Below are 14513 nucleotides of genomic sequence, written 5' to 3'. Positions count from 1 at the left end.
GATCAGATCAGTATACCGCTATTCGGTGATACGACGATAGACGGTTGGTGTGGTTTCGGGAGCTGTGTCGTCAAGTTTAATGGCCGCTTTCACCGCTTTCGCCGCTTCCTGCCAGCTGGCTTCGTCTTTGGCATGGATGACTGCCAGCGGACGCTGCCCGTCAACGCTGTCACCCAGACGGGTCATATCGGTAAAGCCGACGCTGTAATCAATCGTGTCCGATGCCTGACGGCGTCCGCCGCCCATCGATACCACGGCCATGCCCAGCGCACGGGTGTCCATGGCGGAGACAAAACCTTCCGCGTCGGCGTAAACCGCCTTGCTGAGCGTCGCGGTCGGCAGGTATTTCGCGTAGTTTTCGACGAAATCGGTTGGACCTTTTTGCGCAGCCACCATGCGACCGAAGATCTCTGCCGCTTTGCCGTTATCCAGCACCGCCTGCAGTTTCGCGCGCGCGTCGGCGTCGTCTTTGGCGAGCTTACCGGAGATCAGCATCTCAACGCACAGCGCCATAGTGACGTCGAACAGACGCGGATTGCGGTATTCGCCGGTCAGGAACTGCACGGCTTCGCGCACTTCGACGGCGTTACCCGCGCTGGAGGCCAGCACCTGATTCATGTCGGTGAGCAGCGCTGTCGTGCGCACGCCTGCACCGTTGGAGACGCCAACGATCGCTTCGGCCAATGCCGCAGAGAGTTCATAGGTCGGCATAAACGCACCGCTACCCACTTTCACATCCATCACCAGGGCATCCAGACCTTCTGCCAGCTTTTTGGCGAGGATCGAGGCGGTGATCAGCGGAATGGAATCCACTGTCGCGGTGATATCGCGGGTGGCGTAAAAACGTTTATCCGCCGGCGCGAGAGAGCTGGTCTGGCCGATAATCGCCACACCAACGTCTTTAATAATTTCGCGGAAGCGCTGGTCATCCGGGAAGATATCGAAGCCCGGAATGGCTTCCAGTTTGTCGAGCGTACCGCCCGTATGCCCCAGGCCGCGCCCGGAGATCATCGGGATATAACCCCCACATGCGGCGACCATTGGGCCAAGCATCAGGGAAGTGACATCGCCTACGCCGCCCGTGGAGTGTTTATCCACAATCGGGCCGTTGAGGTTAAGGCTTTTCCAGTCCAGAACGGTTCCTGAATCCCGCATCGCCATGGTCAGCGAGACACGTTCCGACATCGCCATATCGTGGAAGAAAATGGTCATCGCCAGGGCAGCAATCTGCCCTTCAGAGATGGTGTTGTCACGAATACCGTTGATAAAGAAGCGGATCTCTTCGTCGCTTAATGCATGACCATCACGTTTTTTACGAATAATTTCTTGTGCGAGAAACACGGTAACCCCCGGGGAATCAGGTTAAATGCGGCGGTAAACCCGCCGCGATAAAATATTACTCTTCATAATTCGAGCTGCCGGAGGGCGGCAAGAAAGTGCCCCCCAGGCGCCTACACAAGTAAGAGACTGGGGTGAAAGTGCAGCCTGACTATGACGAGTAATTAGTAGCTGCTGGCGCTCTTACCGTCACCGTGACCCAGCGCTTTCAGCAGGCTTGCCAGCAGGCTGGATGCGCCGAAGCGGTAGTGACGGGAATCCGCCCAGTCGGCGCCAAACAGATCGTCAGCGATGGCCAGGAACTGCTGCGCGTCCTCTGCAGTACGCACGCCGCCCGCAGGTTTGAAACCAACGGTTTTAGACACGCCCATGTCGCGAATCACTTCCATCATGATGCGAGCGCTTTCTGGCGTTGCGTTGACCGGCACTTTACCGGTAGAGGTTTTAATGAAATCCGCACCCGCTTTGATGGAGATTTCAGATGCTTTACGAATCAGCGCTTCTTCTTTCAGCTCGCCCGTTTCGATAATCACTTTCAGCAGCACGTTAGCCGCCGCACAAGCGTCTTTACAGGCTTTCACCAGGTCAAAACCGACCTGCTCGTTGCCGGCGATCAGCGCACGGTACGGGAACACCACGTCAACTTCATCAGCACCGTAGGCAATCGCCGCGCGGGTTTCAGCCAGCGCAATGTCGATGTCGTCATTGCCGTGCGGGAAGTTGGTGACGGTTGCGATACGCACGTCAGGCGTGCCCTGCGCGTTCAGCGTCTTACGTGCAATCGGGATAAAACGCGGATAGATGCAGATGGCAGCGGTATTGCCCACTGGCGTTTTCGCCTGATGGCACAATGCGATCACTTTTTCATTGGTGTCGTCATCGTTCAGGGTGGTCAGGTCCATCAGTTTCAACGCGCGCAGGCTGCTTGCGGTTAAATCGGTCATAACATTCTCCAACGGCTTCGCCGTATAAATTTTCACCGTGCGGGTCTGTGAGTATTCTAACATTCACCCGCATTCACACTTCGACATTCATCACAGTTAATGAAAACTGCGTACAAATTTGCATTACTGTAATGAGATCAACTTCAAACTTTAGTCCTCAGGCTGCTGGCTAAAACAGCAATCACCCGCGTCGGATCAAATGGCTTCGCATGATGAGTTCCTACAATCTGCCCATCAACCGCAGAATAAAAGGAAGCGAACATGTCCACCTCCGGTCTCGATGCTTTGCAACAACGTTGCCAGCAAATTGTGACAAGCCCGGTACTGACAGCCGAGCAAAAACGTCATTTCCTGGCGCTGGAAGCGGAAAACAATCTACCCTACCCCGCGCTGTCACAGGCCGCGCGTGCGGCACTGGACGAGGGTTTCATCTGCGATATGTTTGAAGGCCATGCGCCCTTCAAACCGCGCTACGTTCTGCCGGACTACGCTAAATTCCTGGCAAACGGCTCAGAGTGGTTAGAGCTGGAAGGGGCGAAAGATCTCGATGACGCCCTGTCGTTACTCACTATCCTCTACCACCATGTTCCATCCGTCACATCGATGCCGGTGTTTCTCGGCCATCTCGACGCGTTACTGCAACCCTATGTTAGAATTCTAACACAAGAAGAAATTGATAGCCGAATAAAACGTTTCTGGCGTTATCTCGACAGAACCCTGCCAGACGCGTTTATGCACGCCAACATCGGCCCTGCGGATACCCCAGTCACCCGCGCTATTTTACGCGCTGACGCAGAGCTGAAGCAGGTCGCACCGAATCTCACCTTTATTTACGACCCGGAAATCACCTCTGATGATTTGCTGCTAAGCGTGGCGAAAAATATTTGCGAATGCAGTAAACCGCATATTTCCAACGGTCCGGTGAATGATAAAATTTTCACAAAAGGCCGTTATGGCGTAGTGAGTTGTTACAACTCGCTGCCGCTGGCGGGCGGTGGCAGCACCCTGGTTCGCCTCAATCTCAAGGCTATCGCCGAGAGCAGTGAATCAATGGACGATTTCTTTACCCGCACGCTACCGCACTACTGTCAGCAGCAGATCGCGATTATCGATGCACGCTGTGATTTCCTGTATGAGCAATCCGGCTTCTTTGAGAATAGCTTCCTGGTAAAAGAGGGGCTGATTGATGCGGATCGTTTTGTGCCGATGTTTGGCATGTACGGTCTGGCCGAAGCGGTGAATACCCTGTGCGAGAAAGCCGGACTGAACGCGCGTTACGGTAAAGATGAGCAGGCCAATGCGCTGGGCTACCGCATGAGCGAACAGCTTGCGGAATTTGTCGAAAATACGCCGGTGAAACACGGCTGGAAGCAGCGCGCCATGCTGCATGCCCAGTCCGGAATCAGCTCTGACGCGGGTACTACGCCGGGTGCGCGTCTGCCGTATGGCGATGAGCCGGATCCGATTAGCCATCTGCTGGCCGTCGCGCCGCATCACAAACATTATCATTCAGGCATCAGTGATATTCTGACGCTGGACGAAACCATCAAGCGTAACCCGCAGGCCGTGGTTCAGCTGTGTCTTGGGGCGTTTAACGCCGGGATGCGCGAATTCACGGCCAACGTCGCCGGGAACGATCTGGTGCGTGTGACCGGGTATATGGTGCGCCTGTCGGATCTGGAGAAATACCGCGCGGAAGGCTCTCGTACCAACACCACCTGGCTTGGCGAAGAGGCTGCACGCAATACACGTATCCTTGAACGTCAGCCGCGCGTGATAAGCCATGAACAGCAGATGCGCTTTAGTTAGTCAAGTTATCCCTTTCTCCTGCGTGGACGGGCCGGGCAGCCGCCTGGCACTGTTCCTGCAGGGGTGTAACCTGCGCTGCAAAACCTGCCACAACCCGTGGACCATCGGCCGCTGCAACGATTGTGGCGACTGCGTGCTTCACTGCCCGCACGACGCCCTGAACATTCAGGCCGGGCGCGTCTGGTGGCAGGAGAGTATCTGTCAAAAATGCGACACCTGTTTGCACGTCTGCCCGCAACAGGCCACCCCGATGGCACAGCGTTTCAGCGTAGAGGAAATCCTCGGGCAGATTCGCACCGTCGCGCCTTTTATTGAAGGGATAACCGTCAGCGGCGGCGAAGCCACTACCCAGCTGCCGTTTGTGGTGGCGCTGTTTCGCGCCATCAAAGCGGACGCCTCCCTGAAGCATTTAACCTGTCTGGTAGACAGCAACGGGCTGCTGAGTGAAACCGGCTGGCAAAAGCTGCTGCCGTTTTTTGATGGCGCCATGCTGGATCTGAAAGCCTGGAACAATGAGCATCACCGTTTTCTGACCGGGCGCGAAAACCCGCAGATTAAAGACAGCATTCGTTGGCTGGCGCACCATCAGCGTTTAACGGAACTGCGGCTGCTGGTGATCCCGGATCATTGTGATTATCTGAAACATCTGGAGTCGCTGATCGCCTTTATTCACGATCTCGGCGACGTGCCTGTCAGGATCAACGCTTTTCACGCCCACGGGGTGTACGGCGAGGCGGCCAGCTGGCGCAGCGCCACGGCGGAGGATGTAGAACCTCTGGCCTGCGCGCTGGAGAAACAGAGGATCACGGTGATCCGCCCGGCGCTCTATTTATAGGGTGATGCCAAACAGATCTTCAGTGTTTTGCAGCAGCGCGTCAGCGAGGGTTTCTGCCGGCTCAGCACGTAATTCACACAGCGTCGTAAAGACGCGCGCCGCCTGCTCCGGGCGATTCGGCTGGCCCTGAAAACCATTCAGCGGCATGTCCGGCGCGTCAGTTTCCAGCAGCAGGGATGACAGGGGCAACTGCGCCATCACGTCGCGGGTTTTACTGGCGCGCGGATAGGTGATCGTGCCGCCGACGCCAATTTTGTAGCCCAGCTCGATAAAACGTTGCGCCTGTTGCAGGCTTCCGGAAAAACCGTGCACCACGCCGGTTCGCGGCAGATCGGCGCGTTTGAGGTGCATCGCCAGTTTGTCGTGAGTGCGTCTTGAGTGGAGGATCACCGGCAGATCATGGCGTTTAGCCAGTTTTAGCTGCGCATCCAAAAGCGCCTGCTGGCGATCGAATTGCGGATCGTCACGATAGAGATCGAGACCGATCTCACCGATCGCCACCAGCTTGTTTCCGGCGGTGAGAATACAGGCTTCCAGCTGGTCCAGATGCGCATCCTGATGCGTTTCCACCACAATGGGATGCAGGCCCAGCGCGGCGTAGAGTGCCGTGTGGCTGCGGGCCAAATCGAGCACCCGTTCAAAATTTGCCGCTTCAATGGCAGGGACGATAATCGCCTGCACACCCGCCTTCGCAGCCTGCGCGATACTTTGCGCTTCATTGCCGGTAAACGGCGGAAAATCAAAGTGGCAATGGGTGTCGACAAAGCGAAAAGTCACGCCAGATCCTCGTTATCAAAGGTCGTATCGTTCGCCTGCGGGGCATCCACCAGCGGCATCGTCAGGGCGTCGTTTGCCACAATCGCCGGTGGCGTGATGATGCGCTTATGCCGATAAATAGGCGGGCTTTCGGTCAGCAGTTTCCCCACCGTTGCCAGGAAATAGCGAGCGCACAGACGCCCGGTTTTATAGTCATCGCGCAGCGCAGGTATGCGACTGCCCAGCGCCATGCTGTTAAGGGGTTTCGGCGGATAGATTTCAAAGATTTTCAGCTTGCCCGGCGGCTTTTCGATAAACCGCTGCATTGCGCTGTAGCTGGCTTCATGCTGATGAGCGATGTTCACCAGCGGCTGCAGGCTACTGTCCCCCAGCCATTTTTCCATGCGCTTAAACCACTGCGGGGTGTAGTACATCTGCGACGGCACGGTGCGGATCACCACGATAGTTTGCGCGCCACGGCGTGCAGCTTCCTGGACGGGCACGGCGTCGCTGATCCCACCGTCCAGATAGTTGATGCCGTCGAGGGCCGCTGCGGTCCGGTAGAAGCCAGGAATCGCGCTGGATGCACGCAGAATATCCAGCCAGTTCTCTTTTTGCGGTGAGAAGTAGCCCGGCGTGTAGTCATCGCCCCGGCTGGCGCACATCCAGAACTCTTTTCCCGTATCAAAAAGGCGAGAAGCGGTGTCCATTGCCAGCGGCATTTGGCTGGAAGTGGAGTCTAAGAGCCAGTCCAGATCGATGAGATTTCCGCCGCGTACAAAGCGCAGCGGATTGAAGAAATCGCGAGAAGTGGTGTAGCGCATAATCACTTTGCGGGCGTAACCGGGCTGGTTACAGACGTAGGCAGAGAGATTTTGCGCCCCTGCGGACGTGCCAAAGAAGAGATCGAAGGGGTTAAATTGCGCGCGCATGAATTCATCCAGCACCCCGGCCGTGAAGATGCCTCGCTGCCCACCGCCTTCGCATACCAGCGCCAGCCGGCCGACGCGAAAGGGTTTTAACGCCAACGGCGCGATATTGCCGAGCGTAACCGGAATTCTCTGCCCCACTGCTACACCTGTTTTTCATTCTTCTGTTATTACACAGTAGCGCAAACTGGCCCTATGACTCAAACCAGAAAAAGCCAGTCGCAAGGACTGGCTTTTAGTGTGGTGTTGTCGGCGATGTTTTCCGACGGGCTGATTACGCTTATCTAGGGACGACGGCGTCCGGTAAACAGGCTGACCAGGAACAGGATAATACCGACAACGAAAACAATTTTCGCCGCGCCGGCCGCTGTACCCGCCAGACCACCAAAGCCCAGAGCGGCGGCAATTAACGCGATAACCAGAAATATAATGCCCCAACGAAACATAAAACTCTCCTTTACCATAGTTAATATCAGCCGCTATATGTGAGCGCTCAGGTGCTCACAAGCGTTGTGTCCAAAAGTCGTTCTTATTTCGCTTTCAGATCGTTTTTGACGCTTTTAACGCCATCGACGGCTTTAGCGATAGTTTCGGCGCGTTCCACCTGCGCCTGGGAATCAACCGTACCGGAGAGCTGGACCACACCGTCGGTGGTTTCAACTTTCACTTTACGAGACGGTACGATGTCATCTGCTAATAGTTTAGCTTTGATTTCGCTGGTGGTTGCGGTGTCGCCTGCATAGCCTTTCACAGACGCGTCTTTAGCATCACGCACGTGCAGTTTGTCGCTGACTGAGGTGACGCCTTCAACGCCTTTCGCCACGGTGACGGCTTGTTCAGCCTGCGCCTGGCTTTCCACGAAGCCACTCAGGGTGACCACTTTTTTGTCAGTTTTTACGGAAATGTCGGTGCTCTTGATGTTTTCATCATCCACCAGAGCCGCTTTCACTTTTGCTGTGATAGAGCTGTCATCCATGAAATTACCGACTTTATTCATAGAGCTATCGATTTTTTGCCCTGCGCTGTCCGCGGTGGATTGCGCCTTATCCGTAGTAGTGCTTTCTGCCAGGGCAGAACCACTTACCAGGAGGCCACCCAGAGTGACTGCCAGCAGAGTTTTAGAAATCTTAAGTCTTGTCATATTCATCGATGTATTCCTGTAGTTTGCTCGGAAGTTGAGCGTCAAAACATCCCTTCATACTAGTTTTTAATCTTGCGAATAAACACACGGCCGGGATGAGAGACTCATGAACACGCATTGAACAGGACTATCATCCGCGCCCGGTGTTAAACACTGAGTTAAATATAGATCACATTGACAAAGCCGCTTTCAGAATCGGGCAAAAAACGAGCAATAACGCTAAAATCGCGTTGAATTAAGAACATTCCGCAAGGGATTAATAAGGCTGGAGTTTAAGAAGAGCACGGCGGGCGCCGTGCTCTGAGAAAGGATTAGTGCTCGCGGGTTTTGCGGAACTGAACGTCAGGATAGCGTTCCTGGGTCAGATTCAGGTTAACCATGGTTGGGGCGATGTACGTCAGGTTATCGCCGCCATCCAGTGCCAGCTGGATTTCGTTCTTACGTTTGAACTCTTCGAATTTCTTTACGTCAGCACATTCAACCCAGCGCGCCGTCGCCACGTTCACCGATTCGTAGATCGCTTCCACGTTATACTCGCTCTTCAGACGTGCAACGACCACGTCGAACTGCAGCACACCGACCGCGCCCACGATCAGATCGTTGTTGGCAATTGGACGGAAGACCTGTACCGCGCCCTCTTCGGAGAGCTGGACCAGACCTTTGAGCAGCTGCTTTTGCTTCAGCGGATCTTTCAGCCGGATACGACGGAACAGTTCCGGCGCGAAGTTCGGGATACCGGTGAACTTCATCATTTCACCCTGGGTGAAGGTGTCGCCGATCTGAATGGTGCCGTGGTTATGCAGGCCGATGATGTCGCCCGGATAGGCTTCTTCAACGTGTGAACGGTCGCCCGCCATAAAGGTCAGCGCGTCGGAAATCACAACATCTTTCCCGATACGTACCTGCCGCAGCTTCATGCCCTTTTCATACTTACCGGAAACCACACGCAGGAAGGCCACGCGGTCGCGGTGTTTCGGGTCCATGTTGGCCTGAATTTTAAAGACGAAGCCGGTGAATTTCTCTTCTGCGGCTTCGACAAGACGGGAGTCAGTTTTGCGCGGCATCGGCTGCGGCGCCCACTCCACCAGACCGTCGAGCATATGATCCACACCAAAGTTACCCAGTGCGGTACCGAAGAACACCGGCGTGATTTCCCCGGCCAGGAACAGCTCTTTGTCAAACTCGTGAGAAGCGCCTTTGACCAGTTCCAGCTCATCGCGCAGCTGAGAGGCCAGCTCTTCGCCCACCGCCACGTCCAGATCCGGGTTATCCAGACCTTTTACGATACGCACGTCCTGGATGGTGTGACCTTTACCGGTCTGGTACAGATACACTTCATCTTTATAGAGATGGTAAACGCCCTTGAACAGCTTACCGCAGCCGATCGGCCAGGTAATTGGCGCACAGGCGATTTTCAGCTCGCGCTCCACTTCGTCCATCACTTCCATCGGATCGCGGATGTCACGGTCGAGTTTGTTCATGAAGGTCAGGATCGGCGTATCGCGCAGACGGGTGACTTCCATCAGCTTACGGGTACGATCTTCTACCCCTTTCGCAGCGTCGATGACCATCAGACAGCAGTCCACCGCCGTCAGTGTACGGTAGGTATCTTCGGAGAAGTCTTCGTGGCCTGGGGTGTCGAGCAGATTCACCAGGCAGTCGTGATACGGGAACTGCATTACGGAGGTGGTAATGGAAATACCACGCTGCTTTTCCATCTCCATCCAGTCCGATTTGGCGTGCTGGCTGGAGCCACGGCCTTTTACCGTACCGGCGGTCTGAATCGCCTGTCCGAACAGCAGTACCTTTTCGGTGATGGTCGTTTTACCGGCATCCGGGTGAGAAATAATGGCAAAAGTACGGCGCTTCGCCACCTCTTGCAGATAAGGAGACAACGTCATAATCAAATCTTCTTATATAAGCGCGGCAGCAGGCCACGCATCATGGAATACGAAATTGCGGCTATTTTACCCATCAATGGGGGGCAGGCAATCATTGTTTACACAGGAGTTGCTCCAGTTCGTTCAATGACGATACGGTCCAGGTCGGTTCGATACCTTCAGGCAGCGCGCGACCGTGTGCGTTCAGCCAGCAGGTTGCCAGCCCGGACTTCATTCCGCCCAGAATATCCGACTCGGCGGTGTCTCCGACCATCAGCACGCGCTCACGTGCGGGATGACCGGCTTTTTCCAGCGCATAGTCAAAAATACGCGGATCGGGTTTTGGCACGCCCACCTGTTCAGAGATCACCAGCGCGTCGAAATGATCGCGCAGGCCTGTGCGTTCAAGGCGGATCTGCTGCAGGGCGGTAAAGCCGTTGGTGATGATCCCGAGCTTCACTTTGCCTTTAAGGGCATTAAGCAGGGAAATCGCCCCAGGCAGCGGTGCGCAAATCTCCGCCATCGCGTTGAGAAAAGCCTCGTTCAGCGCGCCGGGAGAGACATTCAGACGCTCGGACCAGCCCTGAAAACGCTGGTGCTGGAGCTGTAACGCCGAGATGGCACCGTTCTGGTAATCCACCCAAAGCGGTTTGTTCACCGCCTGATAGTCCTGAAAATCTTCTGCGGTAAAAGTGACGCTATAGTCTAAAAACATCCGCTGTAGGCCGCCAAACGAATCAAACGTAAACAGCGTTTCGTCGGCGTCAAAGAAAATCCAGTCCCATTTCATCGTTACAACCTTATTTGTTATCCAAGCGGCAGCGCCATGATGATGGCGTCTTCGCGTCCCTCGGCAGTCGGGTAATAATTACGGCGAATCGTCGCCTCGTTAAAGCCTAAGCTTTCGTAGAGTGCGATGGCGGCCGCATTGGAGGCGCGAACCTCCAGCCACAGCGTGAAGACATCACGTGTCTCCAGCTCGCGTATTACATGTTCCAGCAGTTCCCGGGCCAGGCCACGGCGCTGGTATGCGGGATCGACGGCAATGTTAAACAGCGTCGCTTCATCCAGCACGACCTGCGTAATGGCAAATGCCGCCATTTCGCCATCGACATCCAGATGGAAATTCAGATAGCGCTCGCCCTGATTGCTGGCGAATGTTTTTTCGCTCCACGGAAAAGCATGGGCGCGCGTCTCAATCGCGAACGCTGATGCCAGATCAGACGTCGTGAGGGAAGAAATCGTGTTCATATTCACAGATTTGTTGCCATAGCGCGCTTCGCGCCTTTGGGTTTGCTTTCAATTCTTCCAGTGGCGGCGTAAGCAGCTGACCGCCCTCAAGGGGAGTCTCATCCGCAACGCCAAGCCGCCAGCTGTTGCAGCGGCTCTCCGGCGGCAGCATCGCCACGCGCTCGGGCGTCAGCTGTAACACCTGATCGGCGCTCACTTTCAGCGTACGCAGAACGTCGCTGACCAGCGTCTCAGTGAGCGAGGGCAGCTCTTCAGCCACCATGACCAGACGAACGTGTGCCGGAATGGAGATAGCGATTTCACCCTGCAACGCCGTCGGGCGACGCAGAGACCACTGGGTGATGCCCAGTTGCTGTAACTGCCAGTCACGTCGGGATGTCATAGGGAAAACTCCTGTCTGTCAGGCGCGCAAATATAGCAAATTCGTCGTATATCCGCCAACAAACTACTATAATCCCCGGCTGAGTTTATTGAGGAACAATTCATGTCTGCATTTACCCCGGCAAGTGAAGTCTTGCTGCGTCACAGTGATGATTTCGAAGAAAGCCGTATTCTGTTTGCCGGAGATATGCAGGACGATCTGCCTGCCCGTTTCGAATGCGCCGAAAGCCGCGCCCATACCCAGCAATTCCATCACTGGCAGGTGTTAAGCCGTCAGATGGAAGATCGCGTGCGCTTCAGCCTGGTGGCGGAGCAAAGCGATATCGCCGACTGCGATACGCTGATCTACTACTGGCCAAAGAACAAACCTGAAGCGCAGTTCCAGCTGATGAACCTGCTCTCCATGCTGCCGGTTGGCTGCGACATTTTCGTCGTTGGCGAGAACCGCAGCGGCGTGCGTAGCGCCGAGCAGATGCTGGCGGAATACGCGACGCTGAACAAAATCGACAGCGCACGTCGCTGCGGTTTGTACCACGGTCGTCTGGAAAAACAGCCTGAGTTTGATGCCGAAAAAGCCTGGGGCGAGTATCAGCTCGAAGGGCTGACAATCAAAACGCTGCCGGGCGTCTTTAGCCGCGACGGTCTGGATGTGGGCAGCCAACTGCTGCTCTCCACCTTTACGCCGCACACCAAAGGAAAAGTGCTGGATGTCGGCTGCGGCGCAGGCGTGTTGTCTGCCGTGCTCGCCACCCACTCCCCGAAAGTGCGTCTTACCCTGTGTGACGTGAGCGCGCCGGCCGTTGAAGCCAGCCGTGCCACCCTTGCCGCCAATGAACTCGAAGGCGACGTTTTCGCCAGCAACGTGTTCTCAGAGGTGACGGGGCGTTTCGATATGATTATCTCCAACCCGCCATTCCACGACGGCATGGAAACCAGCCTTGAAGCAGCACAAACGCTGATTCGCGGTGCGGTACGTCACCTCAACAGCGGCGGTGAGCTGCGCATCGTGGCCAACGCCTTCCTGCCTTATCCTAACCTTCTGGATGAGATTTTCGGCTTCCATGAAGTGCTGGCGCAGACCGGTCGCTTTAAAGTTTATCGTACAGTTATGACACGTCAGGCGAAGAAGTAATTTGCCGCCAGCCCGGCTGCGCATCGCGCTCCGGGCTATACAAATGCCGATTTTTGCAGCAATCAAAACATCCTGGGCAATTATCTGTTGACGGAAAGCTGAAAACATCTAGAATGCGCCTCCGTGGTTGCGATACTTTTTAAGTATTGATGGTATGCGACGGTGGCGGAATTGGTAGACGCGCTAGCTTCAGGTGTTAGTGTCTTTACGGACGTGAGGGTTCAAGTCCCTCCCCTCGCACCACAAACCATGTTTGATATTGTTCTCACCGGGCGACGGTGGCGGAATTGGTAGACGCGCTAGCTTCAGGTGTTAGTGTCTTAACGGACGTGGGGGTTCAAGTCCCCCCCCTCGCACCAACGAGGCAATATCAAAAAGAATAAGATAACAGTGCGAAGGTGGCGGAATTGGTAGACGCGCTAGCTTCAGGTGTTAGTGTTCTTACGGACGTGGGGGTTCAAGTCCCCCTCTTCGCACCACTTATCTTATCTCCTCCCTGATTAACTCCCTGTCATTTCCCTATTATTTCAAACTCATCATTATTACCAGCATTCCACTGATCAGCGCGACGCAAGACGGCAGCAGAACGAAATGACGCAACTGCTTATGCCAAATCATTCCTGATGTGACCAGCAGACCCGACACGATAATCGCTTTCCAGACGTCCAATGAGAGATCGGCAAATGTCAGCCCAGCGATGACGATCCCCGGCAGCAACACACCCCATCCACTTCCCAGCGCCTTGCTCAACATGTTTTTCTCTCTCAATGCGATAATGATAACCAATATCATATGATAGGTTTTCTCATTTGTCAGCACTGGCCGATACATTCCGGCAACCTTTACCTTTCCCGTAATGACAGGAAATGAGTAAGGTGATAAATTGCACACCTGTTAACTATTTATAATAAATTTCTGATATTTTAGTCCCTGATTATTGCGCAGTATTTCATTCACATCGGCAGCCATTAGTTTGATTTAATTCAGAATTACTAAAAATATACCGACATGACAGCACAATCCTGGCGTTCATTACGTCACAAGAAATATCAGTTATCTTTACGTTTATTTTTATTCCTGAACGCCGTGTCAGCACTTTTTACTGTGTTCAATCCCTTATACAGCGTGCATACGCTGACCCTGCCTGTCGCGCTCATTTTCACGCTCAGCCTGTCGCTGCTGGTCTGGCACTGGAACAATAAAACCCGGCAGATCAATATTCCGCTGATTTCATTCATCTTTGGTGGAATCTGGGCCTGGCATATCGCCTGGAAATTTATGCTGGTCACGCAGGATCCTTATACCTTCCTGCTGCTGGCCCTGCTAAGCGTCCTGTTTATCGGCTCGCTGGCATTTGCCAGTGATATCAAAGCGTTTACTATCCACTCGCTGCCGACATTTCTGGTCTGTCTGTGGTTTTGCCCTCCCGAGTACTGGCCACGCATCGTTTACTCCCTCGCGCTGCCGATGATTGGGATTGCAATCCATCACGTGATTCAAAGACGTAACGACCGTTTTGCTCAGGACTTGCTGTACCGGCTGCTTGAGGAGCGGGAAACGCTTAACGATCTGAGCATGATGGACCCCCTGACCGGCCTGTATAACCGCCGTGGCCTGCAAAGCCGGCTGGAGAATCTGCCTACGCTTGAGCAGGGAGAACATTTCGTTCTGCTGCTGGATATCGATCATTTCAAGGCCTATAACGACCACTACGGCCATATGATGGGCGATCAGGCGCTGATTCGGGTTTCGGCTGCAATCCGTGACGCCGTGCGCTCACGCGATATCGTCGCCCGTTTTGGCGGTGAAGAGTTTATGGTGCTGCTGACCAGCGTCACGCTCGATCAGGCGCGCCAGACCGCCGAACGTATTCGCCAGAAGGTCTACGACCTGAAGATCCCGCATATGTTTAATGAGAGCGTGGCGACCAACGTCACCATCAGTATTGGCATTGCGATTTATGAGTCAGAGGATATCGAAGCGGCGCTCGAAAAAGCGGATAAAGCGCTCTACGAAGCCAAGCACATGGGCCGCAACAATATCCTCTTAAGCCCTGAACTCCAGGCAGGATAAGCCCCACCTCCCGCTTTACCGACAAAAGGCTTGCGATCGGTTTG

Annotated in this window: 15 protein-coding genes and 3 tRNA genes; 7 read left to right on the top strand and 11 right to left on the bottom strand. The window is 54.7% G+C overall.

The features are described 5' to 3' along the window. Positions 1–18: 18 nt before the first annotated feature. Positions 19–1341: a thymidine phosphorylase gene (gene deoA / locus C0560_RS03325; protein WP_123429524.1), complete on the bottom strand. Its 1323-nt coding sequence runs from the start codon at positions 1339–1341 to the stop codon at positions 19–21. A 161-nt stretch (positions 1342–1502) separates the two neighbouring features. Then, entirely contained in the window at positions 1503–2282 is a 780-nt protein-coding gene (gene deoC, locus C0560_RS03320; RefSeq protein WP_103947176.1) for a deoxyribose-phosphate aldolase, read from the bottom strand. Between the two features lie 261 nt (positions 2283–2543). On the opposite strand from deoC, the gene C0560_RS03315 reads away from it, so the two are divergent. Together C0560_RS03315 and C0560_RS03310 are read left to right on the top strand one after the other, a co-directional pair. After that, the gene (locus C0560_RS03315; protein WP_248859626.1) at positions 2544–4091 is read left to right on the top strand and encodes a YjjI family glycine radical enzyme; all 1548 of its coding nucleotides are present in this window, start codon (positions 2544–2546) and stop codon (positions 4089–4091) included. Continuing rightward, positions 4066–4926 carry a YjjW family glycine radical enzyme activase gene (locus C0560_RS03310; protein WP_248859625.1) on the top strand — a complete coding sequence of 287 codons (861 nt, stop codon included), beginning with the start codon at positions 4066–4068 and terminating at the stop codon, positions 4924–4926. Before C0560_RS03315 ends, C0560_RS03310 begins: the two co-directional genes overlap by 26 nt. Here C0560_RS03310 and C0560_RS03305 read toward each other — a convergent pair. The 8 genes from C0560_RS03305 to C0560_RS03270 all read right to left on the bottom strand — a co-directional run bounded on the left by C0560_RS03305 (position 4921) and on the right by C0560_RS03270 (position 11265). After that, positions 4921–5703 carry a TatD family hydrolase gene (locus tag C0560_RS03305; protein WP_181827301.1) on the bottom strand — a complete coding sequence of 261 codons (783 nt, stop codon included), beginning with the start codon at positions 5701–5703 and terminating at the stop codon, positions 4921–4923. The genes C0560_RS03310 and C0560_RS03305 overlap by 6 nt on opposite strands. Beyond that, complete coding sequence (locus tag C0560_RS03300; protein ID WP_248859624.1) at positions 5700–6752, bottom strand: patatin family protein; 1053 nt, start codon at positions 6750–6752, stop codon at positions 5700–5702. The genes C0560_RS03305 and C0560_RS03300 overlap by 4 nt, the downstream gene beginning before the upstream one ends. 143 nt (positions 6753–6895) lie before the next feature. Continuing rightward, complete coding sequence (locus C0560_RS03295) at positions 6896–7057, bottom strand: DUF1328 domain-containing protein (RefSeq protein WP_002887716.1); 162 nt, start codon at positions 7055–7057, stop codon at positions 6896–6898. 83 nt (positions 7058–7140) lie between these two features. After that, entirely contained in the window at positions 7141–7758 is a 618-nt protein-coding gene (gene osmY, locus C0560_RS03290; RefSeq protein ID WP_102104543.1) for a molecular chaperone OsmY, read from the bottom strand. A 305-nt stretch (positions 7759–8063) separates the two neighbouring features. Continuing rightward, on the bottom strand, positions 8064–9653 hold the full coding sequence (gene prfC, locus C0560_RS03285) for a peptide chain release factor 3 (RefSeq protein ID WP_102104542.1): 1590 nt from the start codon (positions 9651–9653) through the stop codon (positions 8064–8066). 91 nt (positions 9654–9744) lie between these two features. Then, the gene (gene yjjG, locus C0560_RS03280) at positions 9745–10422 is read right to left on the bottom strand and encodes a pyrimidine 5'-nucleotidase (RefSeq protein WP_100777741.1); all 678 of its coding nucleotides are present in this window, start codon (positions 10420–10422) and stop codon (positions 9745–9747) included. Between the two features lie 17 nt (positions 10423–10439). Continuing rightward, entirely contained in the window at positions 10440–10883 is a 444-nt protein-coding gene (gene rimI, locus C0560_RS03275) for a ribosomal protein S18-alanine N-acetyltransferase (RefSeq protein WP_102104541.1), read from the bottom strand. After that, positions 10852–11265, bottom strand: a complete 414-nt coding sequence (locus C0560_RS03270; RefSeq protein ID WP_100777743.1) for a DNA polymerase III subunit psi — start codon at positions 11263–11265, stop codon at positions 10852–10854. Before C0560_RS03270 ends, rimI begins: the two co-directional genes overlap by 32 nt. Positions 11266–11367: 102 nt before the next feature. Between C0560_RS03270 and rsmC the strand changes: the two genes are divergently transcribed. The 4 genes from rsmC to C0560_RS03250 all read left to right on the top strand — a co-directional run bounded on the left by rsmC (position 11368) and on the right by C0560_RS03250 (position 12875). Beyond that, positions 11368–12396 carry a 16S rRNA (guanine(1207)-N(2))-methyltransferase RsmC gene (rsmC, locus tag C0560_RS03265; RefSeq protein WP_102104540.1) on the top strand — a complete coding sequence of 343 codons (1029 nt, stop codon included), beginning with the start codon at positions 11368–11370 and terminating at the stop codon, positions 12394–12396. 156 nt (positions 12397–12552) lie between these two features. Next, a tRNA-Leu gene (locus tag C0560_RS03260) sits at positions 12553–12639 on the top strand. 29 nt (positions 12640–12668) lie between these two features. Continuing rightward, positions 12669–12755, top strand: a tRNA-Leu gene (locus C0560_RS03255). 33 nt (positions 12756–12788) lie between these two features. Beyond that, a tRNA-Leu gene (locus tag C0560_RS03250) sits at positions 12789–12875 on the top strand. 43 nt (positions 12876–12918) lie between these two features. On the opposite strand, the gene C0560_RS03245 is transcribed toward C0560_RS03250, so the two are convergent. Further along, the gene (locus C0560_RS03245) at positions 12919–13188 is read right to left on the bottom strand and encodes a DUF1435 domain-containing protein (RefSeq protein ID WP_100780767.1); all 270 of its coding nucleotides are present in this window, start codon (positions 13186–13188) and stop codon (positions 12919–12921) included. A 216-nt stretch (positions 13189–13404) separates the two neighbouring features. On the opposite strand from C0560_RS03245, the gene C0560_RS03240 reads away from it, so the two are divergent. Next, positions 13405–14469 carry a GGDEF domain-containing protein gene (locus tag C0560_RS03240; protein ID WP_248859623.1) on the top strand — a complete coding sequence of 355 codons (1065 nt, stop codon included), beginning with the start codon at positions 13405–13407 and terminating at the stop codon, positions 14467–14469. The last annotated feature ends 44 nt before the right edge of the window (positions 14470–14513 follow it).

The organism is Lelliottia sp. AC1 (assembly GCF_023278595.1).
In the GTDB taxonomy this organism is placed as follows: Bacteria; Pseudomonadota; Gammaproteobacteria; order Enterobacterales; family Enterobacteriaceae; genus Enterobacter; species Enterobacter nimipressuralis.
Note: the sequence above shows the minus strand (reverse complement) of the source record. Positions and strands in the feature narration are given on the sequence as shown.